Source organism: Pseudomonas sp. RIT-PI-a (assembly GCF_001187875.1).
GTDB lineage: Bacteria > Pseudomonadota > Gammaproteobacteria > Pseudomonadales > Pseudomonadaceae > Aquipseudomonas > Aquipseudomonas coleopterorum.
Map to the genome: position 1 here is coordinate 167,164 of NZ_LGIR01000011.1, position 16,568 is coordinate 183,731.

The following is a 16,568-nucleotide window of genomic DNA, read 5'->3' on the forward strand; positions in this document are numbered from 1 at the left end:
ATCAACCGGCTTTTGGCGTCAGGCGCTCGAACAGCGCTTCGATGACGTTGAAACGCTCCTCGGCACGCTCCATCGGCACCATGAACTTGAACAGCGTGGCGCCTTCGAACTTGTAGCGCTTGGGCTGGCTCTGGATCAGCTTGATCAGGGTCAGCGGATCGACCGGCGTGCTCGGGCCGAATTCGATGCGCCCACCCTGCGGGCCGCCATCGACCTTGGTGATACCCAGCTGCTCGGCCTGAAGCTTGAGCAGGGTCAGGCGCACCAGATTCTTGGTCGGTTCGGGCAACAGGCCGAAGCGGTCGATCATTTCCACCTGCAGGTCCTTGAGACCGTCCTCGTCCACCGCCGAGGCGATGCGCTTGTAGAGGATCAGGCGAGCGTGCACATCGGGCAGATAGTCCTCGGGAATCAGCGCTGGCAGGCGCAGGTTGATCTCCGGACCGCCGCCCAGGGGCTGGTCGAGGTTGGGTTGCTCGCCCTTGCGGATTGACTTGACCGCACGTTCGAGCATCTCCATGTACAGAGTGAAACCGACCGCCTGGATCTGCCCGCTCTGGCCTTCGCCAAGCAGCTCGCCGGCACCGCGGATTTCCAGGTCGTTGGTCGCCAGGACGAAACCGGCGCCCAGGTCCTGGGTATTGGCGATCGCCTCCAGACGCTTTTCGGCGTCCGGAGTGATCTGCTGGCGCGGCGGGGTCAACAGGTAGGCGTAGGCCTGGTGGTGGCTGCGGCCGACGCGCCCGCGCAGCTGGTGCAACTGCGCCAGACCGAACTTGTCGGCGCGCTCGATGATGATGGTGTTGGCGCTGGGCACGTCGATGCCGGTCTCGATGATGGTCGAGGCGATCAGCACGTTGAAGCGCTTGTGATAGAAGTCGCTCATCACCTGTTCCAGCTCGCGCTCGCGCATCTGTCCGTGGCCGATGCCGATGCGCGCCTCGGGAACCAGTTCGGCGAGGTCGGCAGCGCATTTCTCGATGGTTTTCACATCGTTGTGCAGGTAGTACACCTGGCCGCCGCGCAACAGCTCGCGCAGCAGCGCTTCCTTCACGGTGCTCTTGTTCTGCTCCATGACGAAGGTGCGCACCGACAGGCGCCGCGCCGGTGGCGTGGCGATGATCGACAGGTCGCGCATGCCGGCCACGGCCATGTTCAGCGTGCGCGGAATCGGCGTGGCGGTCAGGGTCAAAATGTCGACTTCACTGCGCAGGGCCTTGAGCGCCTCTTTCTGACGGACCCCGAAGCGGTGTTCTTCGTCGATGATCACCAGGCCCAGGTTCTTGATCTTGACGTCGTCCTGCAGCAGCTTGTGGGTACCGATGACGATGTCGATCTTGCCTTCGGCCAGTTGCTCGACGGCGGCACCCACTTCCTTGGCCGACTTGAAGCGGCTCATCACTTCGACCGTCACCGGCCAATCGGCGAAACGGTCGCGGAAGCTGTTGTAGTGCTGCTGGGCGAGCAGGGTGGTCGGCACCAGAATGGCCACCTGACGGCCACCGTGCACGGCGATGAACGCCGCGCGCATGGCCACTTCGGTCTTGCCGAAGCCGACGTCGCCGCACACCAAGCGGTCCATGGGCTTGGGCGCCAGCATGTCGTGGCGCACGGCCTCGATGGCCGACTGCTGGTCCGGGGTTTCTTCGAAAGCGAAGCCGGCGCTGAACGTGGCGTAATCCAGGGCCGGGTCGGCGAACGCATAGCCTTCGCGCGCAGCGCGGCGGGCATAGATGTCGAGCAGCTCGGCGGCCACGTCGCGCACCTGCTCGGCGGCCTTGCGCTTGGCTTTCTGCCAGGCCTCCGAGCCGAGCCGGTGCAGCGGGGCCAGGGCGTCGTCGCTACCGGTGTAGCGGGCGATCAGGTGCAGGTTGGCCACCGGCACGTAGAGCTTGGCGTTCTCGGCGTATTCCAGGGTGAGGAATTCGGCGACCTGATTGTCGATCTCCAGGGTCGCCAGCCCCAGGTAGCGGCCCACACCGTGGTCGATGTGCACCACAGGCGCGCCTTCGCGCAGCTCGGTGAGGTTCTTGATGACGTTGTCATTGGCCGCGTCGGCGCGCTTGTCGCGGCGGCGGCGCTGCATCACGCGCTGGCCGAACAGCGGGCTCTCGGCGATCAGCGCCAGAGCCGGGTCGAGAATCTGCAGGCCTTCGTCGAGCGGCGCGATGGTGATCGCCAGACGTTCCTCGCCCTCGGCGAACTCGTTCCAGCCGTCCACCGTGCGAGGGCGGACCTTTAGCCGCTCCAGCAGCTCCAGCAGCACTTCACGGCGACCGGCGGATTCGGCGGTGAACAGCACCCGGCCCGGAAACTGGTCGAGGAATCCGGCCAGCGCGGCGAGGGGCTGGGTGGCCTTGGCCTCGATGGCCAGGTCCGGCAGCGCCGCTGCGGCGAAACGTTCACGGCCCGGCCCCGGCTCCAGGTCATCCTGGCTGACGATGATGCGTGGCCAGGTCTTGAGCTGGGCGAAGCAGTCTTCCACCGGCATGAACAGTTCGGCAGGCGGCAGCAACGGACGCGCAGGATCGACCCGCCGCTCCTCGTAACGGTTGCGCACGTCGCTCCAGAAATGCTCGGCGGCCTGTTCGATGCCCGGCAGCGAGAACACCTGGGTGTCCTGGGGCAGATAGTCGAACAGGGTCGAGGTTTCTTCGAAGAACAGCGGCAGGTAGTACTCGATACCGGCTGGGGTGATGCCGCTGCTCAGGTCTTGAAAGATCGGGCAGCGACGGAAGTCGACGTCGAAACGTTCGCGAAAGCGTGCCTTGAAGCGGGTCACCGCTTCTTTCTGCAGGGGGAATTCGCGGGCCGGCAGCAGGCGGATCGACTCGACCTTGTCGATGGAACGCTGGGTCTCCGGATCGAAGGTGCGCAGCGTCTCGATCTCGTCGTCGAACAGGTCGATCCGATAGGGCAGCTTGCTGCCCATGGGGAACAGGTCGATCAGGGCGCCGCGCACGGCAAATTCACCGTGCTCGTACACCGTGTCGACGTAGCGATAGCCGCTGGCCTCCAGACGCGTGCGCATCTGCTCTACGTCCAGGCGTTGCCCCACGTCCAGCACCAGGCTGCTGCCCAGCAGGAACTGGGTCGGCGCCAGCCGATGTAGGGCAGTGGTGATGGGCACTACCAAAACCCCGTGCGCGAGCTCGGGCAGGCGATAGAGGGCGGCGATACGCTGGGAGATGATGTCCTGGTGCGGCGAGAACAGGTCGTACGGCAGGGTTTCCCAGTCGGGGAAATGCAACACCGGCAACTGCGGGGCGAAGAAACGCAGTTCCTGCTCCAGCCGGTCGGCGCTTTGGCTGTCGGCGGTGAGCAGAAGCGTGAAGCGCTTGGCGGCATTGGCCGCTTCGGCGATCGCCAGGCTCAGGGCGGCCCCGGGCAGGTTGCCCCAGGCGTGTTTGCCTGCCGAGGCAGGGAGTTGCGGAAGGCGCAGAACAGGCACGGGAGGTTGAGCTCCAAGCGTTGCGGCGGAAAACGGGGATTGTACCGGGGCGACGGTGGGCTGTCAGGTGCTGTGATGGGGTTGTGCCATTGCGGCGGCTTGAGCGGTCGGCCAAGGGCGCACCCGGTTGCTTCGCACGGCCTCTTGTCATAAAACCGCCGGGTATGAGCTACCTCGTTGGCGCGCCTCGGTTTTTTTGACGGTCCTATTCGCCAAACTTCACGACGTCGATAAGCGCAGATTGCTCCGGCCGCGCGGCGAAGTCATAATGTAGCCCGTTTTCTCAGCCCCTACATGTGGAAGGTTACCGTGACTCAGAAGCCCGACCAGTGTCTTGGTGAATGGATCGATCGTGAAGCACTCGCTGAAGCGATGATTCCTTTGATCGGCCAGCTCTACCGCAATAACAACGTAGTCACCTCCATCTACGGCCGCAGCCTGATCAACCGTTCGGTGATCGAGCTGCTCAAGGCGCACCGCTTCGCTCGCCATCGCCAGTCCGATTCCTCGGAGCTGTCGGTGCACGAGACGTTCCCGCTGATCAAGGCGATGAGCGAACTCAAGCTGGGCGCCGCTTCCGTGGATCTGGGCAAGCTCGCGGTCAAGTTCAAGGAAAGCGGCAACGGGCGCAGCGCCGAACAGTTCGTGCGTGAAGAGCTGGCGGACGTGGTCGGCAAGCAGAACCAGGGCGAGCGTACCGGTACCGACGTGGTGCTGTACGGTTTCGGCCGCATCGGTCGCCTGCTGGCGCGCATCCTGGTCGAGAAGGCGGGTGCCGGCGACGGCCTGCGTCTGCGTGCGATCGTCGTGCGCAAAGGCGCCGACAACGACCTGGTCAAGCGCGCCAGCCTGTTGCGTCGCGACTCGGTGCACGGCTCGTTCGACGGCATCATCCATGTCGACGAAGCGAACAGCACCCTGACCGTCAATGGCAACCTGATCCAGGTCATCTACGCCAAGAACCCGAGCGAAGTCGACTACACCCAGTATGGCATCAAGAATGCCCTGCTGGTCGACAACACCGGCGTCTGGCGCGATGCCGACGGCCTTGGCCAGCACCTGGCCTGCCCAGGCATCGACCGCGTGGTGCTGACCGCACCGGGCAAGGGCAAGCTGAAGAACATCGTGCATGGCATCAACCATGGCACGATCACTGCCGACGACAAGATCGTTTCGGCGGCGTCTTGCACCACCAACGCCATCGTGCCGGTGCTCAAGGCGGTCAACGACAAGTTCGGCATCGTCAACGGCCACGTCGAAACCGTTCACTCGTACACCAACGACCAGAACCTGATCGACAACTTCCACAAGGGCGACCGTCGCGGCCGTTCAGCTGCGTTGAACATGGTCATCACCGAGACCGGCGCTGCCACCGCTGCCGCCAAGGCGCTGCCCGAACTGGCCGGCAAGCTGACTGGCAACGCCATTCGCGTGCCGACGCCGAACGTCTCCATGGCCATTCTGAACCTGAACCTGGAGAAGGCCAGCACCCGCGAAGAGATGAACGAGTACTTGCGCTACATGGCGCTGCACTCGGACCTGTCCCGGCAGATCGACTTCGTCAACTCCCAGGAAGTGGTATCGACCGACTTCGTCGGCTCGCGCTACGCCGGTGTGGTCGACGCCGAGGCCACCATCTGCAACGACAACCGCGTCGTGTTGTACGTCTGGTACGACAACGAATTCGGCTACAGCTGCCAGGTGGTCCGTGTGATGGAAGACATGGCGGGCGTCAACCCTCCAGCCTTTCCACACTGAGCCTGAGCGCTGAATGAAAAACGCCCCGACTGGTTCGGGGCGTTTTTTTTGGGGTGCCAGGTATGGCCTCTTCGCGGGCAGAGCCCGCTCCCACAGGTCCCAATACACCTTGATCCCTGTGGGAGCGGGGCGGGCGGCGAGCCATCTGCCTGCGAAGGGCGCACCGCGGTATCAGGCCTGCGCCGCCAAAGCCGTACGTTGCGCATGCCGGTCGCCGCGGAACAGTACCAACGTCGCTACCAGCCCCAACACCGCCGCGCCACTGAGCCAGATGCCCGGTGCCGCCTTGTTGTCCAGCGCGTGAATCAGGTAGGTGCACGCCACAGGGGTGAACCCGCCGAACGTCGCCGTGGCCAGGCTATAGGCCAGCGAAAACCCGGTGGTGCGCACGTCCAGAGGCATGATCTCGGTCAGCGCCACGACCATGGCACCGTTGTACGAGCCATACAGGAACGACAGCCACAGCTCGACCGCCAGCAGACGGCCAAAGCTGGGATCCGCCACCAGCCACGACAAGGTCGGGTAGGCCGTCAGAATCGCCAGCACCGTGGCCGCGAGCAGCAACGGCTTGCGCCCGATGCGGTCCGACAATGCGCCCATGATCGGCAGCCAGATGAAGTTGGAAAGGCCCACGGCCATGGGCACCAGCAGCGCATCCATGTCCGACAGGTGCAGCTCGTTCTTGCCGAACGTCGGCGTGTAGGCGGTGATCAGGTAGAACGAAACGGTGGTCATCACCACCAGCGCCATGCCCGCCAGGACCAGACGGAAATTCTGCGCCACCGAATGCACGACTTGCTTGAGCGTGGGTCGATGGGTGCGCGCTTCGAACTCGGGCGTCTCTTCAAGCGAACGACGAATGAAGAAAATCACCGGTACGATCATGCAGCCCACCAGGAACGGCACCCGCCAGCCCCAATCACCCATCTGTTGCGCATCGAGAAAGTGATTGAGCAACACCCCGAGCAGGCCGGCGAAGACCACGGCGACCTGCTGGCTGGCCGACTGCCAGCTGACGAAGAAACCCTTGCGCCCCGGCGTGGCGATTTCGGCCAGGTACACCGACACACCGCCCAATTCCACGCCTGCCGAGAAGCCCTGCAACAATCGCCCGAGCAGCACCAGCAGCGGGGCCGCAACGCCCAAGGTCGCGTAACCAGGTACGCAGGCAATCAATACTGTGCCCAAAGCCATCAAGGCCAAGGTCACAATCAGCCCTTTGCGCCGTCCGTGCCGGTCGATGTACGCACCCAGAAAGATGGCCCCCAGGGGGCGCATGAGAAAGCCGGCACCGAAGGTGGCCAGCGACAGCATCAGAGAAGCGAAGGCACTGTCGGTCGGAAAGAATGTCTTGGCGATGGCCGTGGCGTAGAAGCCATAGACCATGAAATCGAACATTTCCAGAAAATTGCCGCTGACAACGCGAAAGATCGCCTTGCCTTTACCCACCTCAGACGTCATGGCTGTGCTCACTTTACTTGATCTTATAGGTGACCCATGGCGGTAGACGCGTCGAGCTTTCGGGCACAACGGTCCAACGCCGGGAACATATCTTGTAACAATATGTTCCAGATCAACCTCAGGTAAAGTGAATTCGTTCGCCAGCCAGGCAGTGACGCAGGTCTTTGACGCTCAGGCCGGACGCCAGCTGACACCATTGATGCCGAATTTTTCGGCCGATGGCTGACTGGTCTTTTTCACATGCTCACGGCCGAATCGACCGATGCGGCCGACCCCTGCATCGCAGCTTGCCCAATGCCAGGCCTCGCTGCTGTCCATTTTCTCGGCTCGAATGATGAACGACTTGGGGTCGCCGTGCAGGGTGTAATCGATGACGAACAGTTTTGCGTTGTTCATGGGGCCGAAGATCTTCCTTGTGAGGTGCGTCGCAATGAGTTTCGGAGTCCGGCCCGTCTGAAAAATTCAGTCGGATTGGCGCTGCCACGCCAATCCCATGAAGCGTGTGGCGCTCATCCCAGCCCCGACTGGCGCGCCAGCGCGGTCGCCAGGCTGGGCGCCAGTGGCAGGGTTGGCAGCAGGGTCGCCTGATAGGCGTGATAGAGGTCGGGTTTGCCCGGCCAGATGGTCTGCGCCGGTTGATTGCCCGTATCGAGTTCGTGGTGCCAGCTGCCATGCTCGCGATCGATCAGGTAGAGGTCGATGTAGTCCCAGAACTCACGGTACCAGCGCTCATAGCAGGCATCGCCGGTACGCTGGTACAGCGCCGCGGCGGCAGCCACCGCTTCTGCCAGCGTCCAGTGCAGGCGCTGCGCAACCACGGGCCGTTGTTGCCAGTCCACCGTGTAGACGATTCCCGGCTGGCCATCCCCCGCCCAGCCGATCCGGCAGGCTGCGGCGAACAGATGCTGGGCGTCTTCGGCCAGCCAGCTGGGGTTGGCCAGGCCGATGCGGTGCCGTGCGGCTTCCAGGTGTAGGAGCAGCCGCGCCCACTCGAAGGCATGCCCTGGCGTTTGCCCGTAGGGACGGAACTCGTCCCCGGGGCGGTCATGGTTGTAGTCGGGTAGCGCTTGCCAGTGGGCGTCGAAATGTTCGACGGGCAGGTAGCCGGTGGCAGCCGCGTGCTGGTGAATCAGCCGCTCGCTGATCGCCAGCGCGCGATCCAGCCACTTGGCGTCGTTGCAGACGTCGGCCAGGGCCAGGCAGGCCTCCACTCCGTGCATGTTGCTGTTGCCACCCCGGTAGTCTTCCTGGTCGCTCCAGTCCTGAGCGAAGGATTCCACGAATGCCTGCTCGGCTTCGCACCAGAAATGCCGCTCCAGAACGTCGACCGCGTCGGCCAGCAACGCCGCGGCGCCTGGTCGTCCGGCCGCTACGGCCGAGCTCGCCGCCAGGGCCACGAATGCATGCAGATAGGCTTGCTTGCGCGACGTGGAGGCCGGCCTGGCGCTGGCATGCCAGCCACCGTGCCGTGCATCGCGCAATGGACCCTGCAACGCGCGGATGCCATGGTCGACCATGGCCGCACTGCCTGGGATGCCCTGCAGGCAGGCCAGGGCGAAGCTATGGGTCATGCGGGCGGTCTGGATGGTCAATGCACCGCTGGCCAGCACCGGTCGGCCCCGGTTGTCGAGGTCGGCAAAGCCGTCTTCGATGCGCGCCGCCTTGGCGAACTCCAGCAATCGCTGGCCTTGCTGGGCCAGCCAGTGCCGGTGGGCGGGAAGGGTCAACCAACTGTTCGCGGCAGGAGTGAGGGTCTCCATCGGTACGAATGCCTCGCTTGGGGATGCAGGAAGCATCCAGCATAGCGGGGCGCAATGGCGCTTGGGCGGCGCCGACCCTCAGAGTCAGGCTTGTGGCCGATTCGGCCTATTGATAGGACTCGTCATCCTCGTCATCTTCATCCTGAAGCGGCACGGTGGCGTCTTGGGTGGTCACCGAGCCTGGGTCCTCGCTGCCTGGATCGTTGATGAAGGGCACACCATTGGGGCCTTTTTCTTCTTTGCCTTCGGTTTCAGGTGTCATGGTCATTCTCCTGTTGGCGACCTGCAGACGGTCGACTCAGGCATTGGACGCTCGGGCGCGCACGATGTTCATGCTGAGCATTGCCAGCACCGCTATCAGTGCCACCACGGCGCTGAAGAACTCGGCTGAATGATGCAGCCCGAACACGGGAATGCTCACGCCCACCGCGATCACCGGCACCGACATGGACAGGTAATAGACGATGAACAGTGCCGAGGTGACCCCGGCCTTCTGGCCGACGGGCGCGGCATTGGCCACCGCGCCCATGCCGGCCCGAAAGGTCAGGCCTTGGCCGATTCCGCTCAGGGCGCCGCCGAGCACCAGCAGCCAGAGCTGGGCGCTGGCGATACTCAGGCCCAGACAGGCGACACCGAGGATCAGCACAGTGCAACCAACGGTCATCTGCGCGGCTTCGCGAATCCGCCTGACCCAGGCCTGGCCGACGATGGAGCCAGCGAACAGCACCAGAATCACTGCACCGATCACCAGGCCTCCCGCGTGCCCCATGACCTGACGCATGATCGCCGGTACCAGCGAGGTGAACAATCCGGTCACGCTGAACCCGGCAAGGCCGGCGATGGCAGCGGGTACGAACGGGCCGCGCACTGCAGCCGGCAGGCTCGGGCGCTGGAATCCAAGGCGTGGTTTGGCGGGTCGCTGCACCGTCTCGCCGACGGCCAGGATGGCTGCCGTGGCCGCCAGCAGCAGGACCAGGTGCACAACGAAGGCCAGGTGCACCGGCCAGGGCAGAAACTGTGAAGTGAAACCGGCCAGCAGCGGGCCCAGGCCCAGGCCAAGCATGTTGGCCGCCGTGGCGACCAATGTTGCGCTGTTCTGCCAGCGCTTGGGCGCCGCCTCGATCACTGCCACCGTCCCGGTACCGGTCATGATCCCGGCCGAAAAGCCCGAGATCAGCCGAGCGATCAGCAATCCGCCAATGGAGTCGGTGCACAGAAAAATCACCGCGCTGATCGCGCCCATGGCCAAGCCTGCCAGCAGCATCGGTCGCCGACCCAATTGATCGGACCAGCTGCCGACGGCCAGCAATGCACTGATCACCCCGGCCGCATAGATGGCGAAAATCAACGTCACCCAGGTCGGACCGAAGCCTAGATGCTGTTGATACAGGGCGTACAGTGGCGTCGGCAGGGTGGTGCCGACCATGGTGATCAGAAAGGCCACGGCGATCAGCCAGAAGCTCGCTTGGTGGGACGGTTGATCAGGTGCGCCGGTGGCAGCGTGGGGAGGAGTACGGGTCATTGATTTCGGCCAGATCGGGGAAGGCGGTCGGGAAACCTAGCAAACTGTGGCCGTCAGGTATACGTCTGCAAACGCACGTCCGCGGATTGACCTCAAGGGTGCTTGAAATGCGCACCCCGGCGCAGTCTGATCGGCCCCTCCGGTTCCTTGTCGGGATTCAGCCGGTCATCGCCCTGGGTCAGGTCGATGATCTCGGCAGCCGCCAGGGCCCGAGCCACCCGGCGAACCTCCGGCATCAGCGCACGCCACGCGGGCTCGTCCTGCTCCAGCGAGCGCGCCACTTCCGAAGGGCAGATGGACGTGCCCACCGCGCGTTGTTCGAGCAGGTGCAGAACGCGGCTGGCGATGACGTCGTCGGGGTGGGTCATGGGGGCGTTCTTCCTTGCAGGCGGCAGGCTGAAGATGAAAACAACTTCAGCCATGTTACCTGCAACACCCCCGACTGGACATATCGAGCCGCGATCGGTATCGCCTCAGGCGCTGGCGGGTTCGTCCGGGGTGAATTCCTTCTCCATGTGCCGTTCGATCTGCTCCAGCGACTTGCCGCGCGTTTCCGGCACGCACATCGCGACGAAGATCAGCGACATGACGTTGATCGCCGCGAACAGCATGAAGGTGTAGGGGCCGAAGCCGGCCAGGGCGATGGGGAACAGGAACGCCACCGACGCATTGCACAGCCATTGGAAGCACACCGCCGTACCGGTCATCATGCCGCGCAGATGCGAAGGAAACAGCTCGGACATCAGCAGCCAGTAGACCGGGGCGATGAAAGTCTGCATGAACAGCAGGAACATCAGGATACAGGCCAGCGCCAGGTAGCTCTGCAGCAGCGAGGAGGGCAGCATGGTCAGCACGCCACACAGCAGCACCTGCGCCAGGACCACAAAGCACAGACCGGTCATCAGCATCGGCCGACGGCCATGGCGACCGACCAGCCAGATGCCGATCAAGGTAGCGATCACCGATGCGACACCGTTGCCGATGGTCGCGGTAAGCGCCGCGTTGGTGCCCAGTCCCGTGGACTTGAGAATCACCGGGGTGAAGTACATGAACGCGTTGACCCCTGTGAGCTGGGCCACGAAGCCCAGGCCCATGCCCACCAGCAGCAACCGACGCAGCCAGGGTTCGGCCCAGATCGAGGACCAGCTCACGTCAGCACGTTCCTCGTCGTTCTGGGCCTGGATCTCCTTCATTTCCTTGTCGACCTGCTTCTTGCTCGAGCGGATCTTTTCCAGCACCTCGCGGGCTTCTTCCATACGTCCCTTGCTGGCGAGCCAGCGTGGCGAAGTCGGAACGAAGTGCATGCCGATCCACAGCAAGGCCGCCGGGATCACCGCGATGGCGAGCATCCAACGCCACACGTCAGGGGTGTGGGCAAAATGCGCCAGCAGGGCGTTGGAGATATAGGCCACCAGTTGCCCGGTGACAATCATCAGTTCGTTCTGGCTGACCAATCGGGCTCGCTTGTTGGGCCCGGCTATCTCGGCAATGAACATCGGCACGATCGCCGATGCACCCCCCACCGCAAGGCCCAGCACGAATCGAGTGGCGACCATGATGGCCACGGTCGGGGCAAGGGCCGAGCCCAGGGCGCCGATCATGAACAGGATGGCCAGGCCCTTGAGCGCGGTCAGGCGGCCGTATTTGTCGGCCAGATGACCGGCGAACAACGAGCCAAACGCCGCACCGAGGATCAACGAGGACGCTACCAGACCCTCGGTGAACGGAGTAAGCCCCAGGCCACCCTGGTCCGGCCCTTGGGTCATGAAGGGCAGGGCGCCGGAAATCACCCCGGTGTCGTAGCCGAAGGCCAGAGCGCCCATGGTGGCGATGATCGCTACGCGCACCACGATCTGGCCGGGGGAAGTACGGGTGGCGTCATTTTCTTCGCCCGCGGGCGATGTATCAGGTGCAGTGGTGTTGGAACTGGACAAGGCTCATTCCTTTCATTGCTCGCAGGCAATAGGTCGTGATGCGTCACGCAGGATCGCGCACGAAAAGAGCAAGGCAAGTGTCAGCGTTCGGTGGTGCGATGCCGGGCATGGAGGGGGACGGTCCCAAGGGCCGTCGGTGCCAGCGGATATTATGATTATGTCGAACTGCTTGGAGCTTGAAGTCTTCGAACCGCGTTCGAAGTCACTGCCTGTGCGCTTTTCGCGACCATCTGCCGGTGTGGCGCTGGGCTGTGAGTCTTATGAACGAAATGGTTACAAAAAGTTTTGTGGGGTTTGTAATTAAATCAGGTCGATGCGCCACGACGAGGCAATGCACCGGCGCTCTGCTAGCATAGGGGTTCCAATAGCAGGAGAAATCAGTGAGCCGCAAGAATCTGAGCCGCACCCCGGAGCAAATCGCCATGGCCCGCCACGCCGGTGCCCTGGCCGCTGACGTATTGCGCATGATCGCCCCACACGTGCAGGCAGGCGTCACCACGCAATACCTGGACGAGCTGTGCAACGCCTACATCGTGAACGAGCTGAAGGTGGTCCCGGCCAACGTTGGCTACCATGGTTTCACCAAGACGGCGTGCATCTCGGTCAATCAGGTGGTCTGCCACGGGGTGCCCAGCGACAAGGTCGTGCTGGCCGACGGCGACATCGTCAATATCGATGTGGCGGTCATCAAGGACGGTTGGTTCGGCGACACCAGTCGGATGTACTACGTGGGTGAGCCGAGCCCATTGGCCAAGCGTCTGGTGGAAACCACCCATGAAGCGATGCTGGCCGGTATAGAAATGGTCAAGCCGGGCGCCACCCTGGGCGACATCGGTCACGCAATCCAGAGCGTCGCGCACCGCGAAGGCTTCAGTGTCGTGCGTGAATACTGCGGGCATGGCATCGGCCAGATCTATCACGATGAACCGCAGGTACTGCACTATGGCCGCAAGGGCGAGGGGATGCGGCTGACCCAGGGCATGATCTTCACCATCGAGCCGATGATCAACGCAGGCAAGGCGGGCACCCGCCAATTGGCCGATGGCTGGACGGTGGTTACGCGCGACCAGTCGTTGTCCGCGCAGTGGGAACACATGGTGGCGGTCACGGCTGATGGTTACGAGATCCTGACGCTGTAGCAAGGCAAGCTATCGCTCAAAGCGGCTTGAGGGGCTCCAGCGGCACCAGCTCGCGAACCTTCGCCACCACTTGGTTGATATCGAATGGCTTGTCGTAGACGGCAGCGAACAGATCGGGCGTGGCACGCCCGACGCTGCCTTGCGCTCCACTCATCAACAGGATGGGCACGGTGCAAAACGATTCGTTACCGCGAATTCTTTGCGCCAGCTCAAGGCCGTTCATGCCTGGCATCATGAAGTCGGTGATGACCAGCGCGGGATGCTCGCGATCGAGGATCTCCAATGCACGCTTGCCATTGCCAGCCGTCACGGCCATGTAGCCTTCGTCTTCAAGCGCGTAACCAAGGATGTCGGCGATGAGATACTCATCGTCGACGATCAGGATAGTGGCCATGTCAGTTCGACCCCGGCAACATCACGGATTCGATATCGTGGAGGCGCTACCTGATAACACTGCCTCTGCATTTTTGAACGCCTTTCTCAGGTCGATTCCCTGACCATGGATGACCAGCTCCAATAGCGACGGATCATAAAAACTGTCTCTGACCTTAAGAATGGAAATCAGCCGCTTTAGTTCAGACTCATGTTCGACAAATCGCGTCAGCAGGATGTTGTCGACGATGCTGGAAAGATCGGGAGCCGGCGAAGTGATCTCCGGACCGAACAGGCCGCGGATTTCCCACGTGGCGAATACGGTCACGCCACGTGTGCGCAGCTCGCTCATCAAGGTGCTGAAGAACTCGGTCAGGCGCACGGTACTGGTCGCGGTGCGAGCCATGCCGCCCAGGCTGTCGATCAGCACGCGCTTGATGCCGTGAATCTCGACCTGATGCAGCAGGCGCGCGCCCAACCCGTCGAGCAGGCCTTCGGTGGTCGGCTGCCAGCACACGTGCAGGGCGCCGCTGGCCTGCAGGGTCTCGAAGTCGTGGCCCAGTGACCGCGCCTTCACTTGTAGGCGGCGCTCGGATTCGTACATGCCGAACAACAGTCCGGGTTCCTCAGGGGTCGAGGCCGCCAGGAAGTTGATGCCCAGACTGGTCTTGCCGATACCCGAGGGTCCCATGACCAGGGTCACCGAGGAACGCGGCAGTCCGCCACCGATCAGGTTGTCCAGATCAGGAATGCCGCTAGGCACTCGGCTCAGATCGGTGAGGTCAGGGCAGGAAGGGCGGCTGTAGAGGCTTTCCAGGCGCGGATAGACCACCAACCCGTCGTCGGTGATCTCGCACTCATGCAGGCCGGACAGCGCGCCGCTGCCGCGGGTCTTGCGCAACTGGATGCGGCGCACCGAACGGGTGTTGAACAGTTCTTCACCCAGCTCGATGACGCCGTCGACCATGGTGTGTTCGGGGCTGCCGTCGTCCAGACGCGAACTGGTCAGGAACAGCACGGTGCACCCGGCGAACGCCGCATGGCCTTGCAACTCGGAGATGAACTTCTTGGTGTCGATCTGCGAATCGGCCTTGGAGCGGGCGTTCAGCACACCGTCGACGATCAGGATGGTTGCCTTCTGCCGACTGATTTCACGGCGCAGCAGCTTGACCACCTCATCCAGGCCTTCGTTTTCCAGCGTGTCGAAAGCGCTGACGAACTGGATTTCATTACCGATCTTCGAAGCGTCGAAAAAGCTCAGGGTGGACAGGTATTGGAACAGGCGCTCATGGGACTCGGCGAGCAGTGTGGCAACCAGCACTCGGCCGCCCTGACGCACGCGATTGAAGCCCAACTGATTGGCCAGGATCGTCTTGCCTGAGCCGGGACGGCCTTGCACGATGTACGACGCACCGGCCACCAGCCCACCCTTGAGCAACAAATCGAGCCCTTCAATCCCGCTAGCGAGGCGCTTTAGCTGTTCCAATATCCGATCTGCCTGTATGGGTTATGCGCGATCGGTCCCGTCTGGATGACAAGGACCGATCCTTCAAATGCTGGGGATTCTATACCTTTTTGACCGGGCCGGTGCATCCGAACCGATACCCTGTAGCAGCGGCGCGAGCCGCGTCCGGCAACACCGCGAACCTCCAGGCACAGCGCACGCACCGCTGACGCGGCTCGCGCCGCTGCTACAGGGATCGCGGCACGGGGTGGATCCACACGGCCGGCAGCACCGCGCCCTCCTTGACTTACGGCGTCCGCCGCTAAACCGGCTTTCGCCGACGCTCGTAATGTTCCAGCAGCGGCTGGGTGCTGATGCCGTGCACCAGAATGCTCAACGCCACCACCGACAGCGTCAGGCTGATGCAGACCTGCCCGACCGACTCGGGCAGTTCGTGGGCGAGGGCATAGCACAGGTAATAGATCGCCCCGACCCCGCGGATGCCGAACCAGCCCAGCAACGCGCGCTGATGCCCGTCGAGCAACCGCCGGCTCACCAGCAGCCACACGCTCAATGGCCGAATCACGCAGAACAGCGCGGCCGCCAGGCCCACCGCTCGCCAATCCCAATAGGCGGACAAGGTCGCCCCCAGAATGGTGATCAGCAGTACCTCCATGGACCGTTCCACCAGATTGCCGAACACCAGGATGTCGCCCATCATCACCCCTGCGGCCAGCTGCCCGTCTTCCAGATCGTTGGGATGGGTGACGGTGCCTTCTTCGGGAGCCATGTCACGGTGCCCGCTGATTGGCTTGGCCAGGTGCTCCGAAGGCACCTCGGAGTTCGACGTGCGTACCTCCGCCTGCCGCAACCCCAGGCCTGCGGCGAACACGGCGAGAAAACCAAAGGCGCCCACGGAAGCGGCAGCAAAGTAGGACAGTGCGATCAAGGCCAGCGCCAGAAAATCGTTCGGCGAGTTGGTGCTGTCGGCATGGCGCACGCGCAGGTAGATCATCAAGTGGCCGATCGCCCGGCCCATCCCGTAACCGATCAGCAATCCGACCGGCACGCCCCACACCAGATTTTCCAGGGCCCACTGACCCAGCCAGTGGCTGTCGAGGCTGCCATGATGCAACATCAGCAAGCTCAGGATCACAAACGGAAAGGCCGTGCCGTCGTTGAGTCCGGCCTCGCCCGACAGCCCGAAGCGCACGCGGTCGAAGTCCTGCGCGCTGTTCACCTGGACCATGGACGCCAGCACCGGATCGGTCGGCGCCAGCATCGCCCCGAGCAGCATGCTCACCCCCCACGACAAGCCCAGGGCATAGTGCGCTACCAGGCAGACGCCCAGAATCGAAACGATCATCACCGGGCCCGACAGCATATAAGCTGCGCGCCAGGCACTGCGGCCCAACCCCAGCCGCAGTTTGATGCCGGTGCTGAACAGAGAAAACAACACTGCCGCCTCCGCCAGGCGTTCGAGCCAGGAGGCGGTGTCCTTGAAATCGGTGGTGAACAGCCCCAGCCCCATGGGACCGATGGCCACGCCGAATGCCAGGCACACCGCCGAGGTGGTCACTGGCAGCCAGCGCAGGTAAGACGCCGTCAGCGCCAGCATCAACAGCAGGACGCCCAGCACGGCCATCCACAAGATAAAGCTCATCCGGCCTCTTCGGGCTCGCACCCCTGAAAATGGCTACAAAATGTAACCGATTCAGCTGTGACTG

13 protein-coding genes are annotated in these 16,568 nt (G+C 63.2%); 2 read left to right on the forward strand and 11 right to left on the reverse strand.

Annotated features, from left to right (window positions below; translation table 11 throughout):
* Position 1: 1 nt before the first annotated feature.
* The gene (gene mfd, locus AC788_RS03005) at positions 2-3,451 is read right to left on the reverse strand and encodes a transcription-repair coupling factor (RefSeq protein WP_049859145.1); all 3,450 of its coding nucleotides are present in this window, start codon (positions 3,449-3,451) and stop codon (positions 2-4) included.
* A 294-nt stretch (positions 3,452-3,745) separates the two neighbouring features.
* On the opposite strand from mfd, the gene AC788_RS03010 reads away from it, so the two are divergent.
* A complete protein-coding gene (locus AC788_RS03010; RefSeq protein WP_049859146.1) occupies positions 3,746-5,209 on the forward strand; it encodes a glyceraldehyde-3-phosphate dehydrogenase in 1,464 nt (487 codons plus the stop codon).
* 171 nt (positions 5,210-5,380) lie between these two features.
* Here AC788_RS03010 and AC788_RS03015 read toward each other — a convergent pair whose 3' ends face one another.
* From AC788_RS03015 to AC788_RS03040, 7 genes are all read right to left on the reverse strand, one after another.
* Positions 5,381-6,670, reverse strand: a complete 1,290-nt coding sequence (locus tag AC788_RS03015; RefSeq protein ID WP_049859147.1) for an MFS transporter — start codon at positions 6,668-6,670, stop codon at positions 5,381-5,383.
* 171 nt (positions 6,671-6,841) lie between these two features.
* On the reverse strand, positions 6,842-7,066 hold the full coding sequence (locus AC788_RS03020; RefSeq protein WP_049859148.1) for a DUF6555 family protein: 225 nt from the start codon (positions 7,064-7,066) through the stop codon (positions 6,842-6,844).
* 113 nt (positions 7,067-7,179) lie between these two features.
* A complete protein-coding gene (locus tag AC788_RS03025; RefSeq protein WP_049859149.1) occupies positions 7,180-8,430 on the reverse strand; it encodes a D-mannose isomerase in 1,251 nt (416 codons plus the stop codon).
* A 106-nt stretch (positions 8,431-8,536) separates the two neighbouring features.
* Positions 8,537-8,692 (reverse strand): hypothetical protein, encoded by a 156-nt coding sequence (locus tag AC788_RS21815; RefSeq protein ID WP_177327939.1) that lies wholly within the window; start codon positions 8,690-8,692, stop codon positions 8,537-8,539.
* 36 nt (positions 8,693-8,728) lie between these two features.
* A complete protein-coding gene (locus AC788_RS03030; RefSeq protein ID WP_049859150.1) occupies positions 8,729-9,952 on the reverse strand; it encodes an MFS transporter in 1,224 nt (407 codons plus the stop codon).
* A 92-nt stretch (positions 9,953-10,044) separates the two neighbouring features.
* Complete coding sequence (locus AC788_RS03035) at positions 10,045-10,374, reverse strand: DUF3253 domain-containing protein (RefSeq protein WP_201777927.1); 330 nt, start codon at positions 10,372-10,374, stop codon at positions 10,045-10,047.
* Between the two features lie 51 nt (positions 10,375-10,425).
* Positions 10,426-11,886 (reverse strand): sugar porter family MFS transporter, encoded by a 1,461-nt coding sequence (locus AC788_RS03040; protein WP_049859152.1) that lies wholly within the window; start codon positions 11,884-11,886, stop codon positions 10,426-10,428.
* A gap of 380 nt (positions 11,887-12,266) precedes the next feature.
* Here AC788_RS03040 and map point away from each other — a divergent pair, with 380 nt between their 5' ends.
* The gene (map, locus tag AC788_RS03045; RefSeq protein WP_082223548.1) at positions 12,267-13,025 is read left to right on the forward strand and encodes a type I methionyl aminopeptidase; all 759 of its coding nucleotides are present in this window, start codon (positions 12,267-12,269) and stop codon (positions 13,023-13,025) included.
* A gap of 16 nt (positions 13,026-13,041) precedes the next feature.
* On the opposite strand, the gene AC788_RS03050 is transcribed toward map, so the two are convergent.
* The 3 genes from AC788_RS03050 to AC788_RS03060 form a co-directional block, all read right to left on the reverse strand.
* Complete coding sequence (locus tag AC788_RS03050; protein ID WP_049859153.1) at positions 13,042-13,419, reverse strand: response regulator transcription factor; 378 nt, start codon at positions 13,417-13,419, stop codon at positions 13,042-13,044.
* A 21-nt stretch (positions 13,420-13,440) separates the two neighbouring features.
* A complete protein-coding gene (locus AC788_RS03055; protein ID WP_177327947.1) occupies positions 13,441-14,886 on the reverse strand; it encodes an ATPase domain-containing protein in 1,446 nt (481 codons plus the stop codon).
* A gap of 277 nt (positions 14,887-15,163) precedes the next feature.
* Complete coding sequence (locus tag AC788_RS03060) at positions 15,164-16,504, reverse strand: cation:proton antiporter (RefSeq protein WP_049859155.1); 1,341 nt, start codon at positions 16,502-16,504, stop codon at positions 15,164-15,166.
* Positions 16,505-16,568: the final 64 nt, after the last annotated feature.

Bases quoted from the DNA above. Each gene is read 5' to 3' on its own strand.
- AC788_RS03010 (WP_049859146.1), top strand. From the start codon at position 3,746: ATGTGGAAGGTTACCGTGACTCAGAAGCCCGACCAGTGTCTTGGTGAA.
- AC788_RS03015 (WP_049859147.1), bottom strand. From the start codon at position 6,670: ATGACGTCTGAGGTGGGTAAAGGCAAGGCGATCTTTCGCGTTGTCAGC.
- AC788_RS03020 (WP_049859148.1), bottom strand. From the start codon at position 7,066: ATGAACAACGCAAAACTGTTCGTCATCGATTACACCCTGCACGGCGAC.
- AC788_RS03025 (WP_049859149.1), bottom strand. From the start codon at position 8,430: ATGGAGACCCTCACTCCTGCCGCGAACAGTTGGTTGACCCTTCCCGCC.
- AC788_RS21815 (WP_177327939.1), bottom strand. From the start codon at position 8,692: ATGACACCTGAAACCGAAGGCAAAGAAGAAAAAGGCCCCAATGGTGTG.
- AC788_RS03030 (WP_049859150.1), bottom strand. From the start codon at position 9,952: ATGACCCGTACTCCTCCCCACGCTGCCACCGGCGCACCTGATCAACCG.
- AC788_RS03035 (WP_201777927.1), bottom strand. From the start codon at position 10,374: ATGGCTGAAGTTGTTTTCATCTTCAGCCTGCCGCCTGCAAGGAAGAAC.
- AC788_RS03050 (WP_049859153.1), bottom strand. From the start codon at position 13,419: ATGGCCACTATCCTGATCGTCGACGATGAGTATCTCATCGCCGACATC.
- AC788_RS03060 (WP_049859155.1), bottom strand. From the start codon at position 16,504: ATGAGCTTTATCTTGTGGATGGCCGTGCTGGGCGTCCTGCTGTTGATG.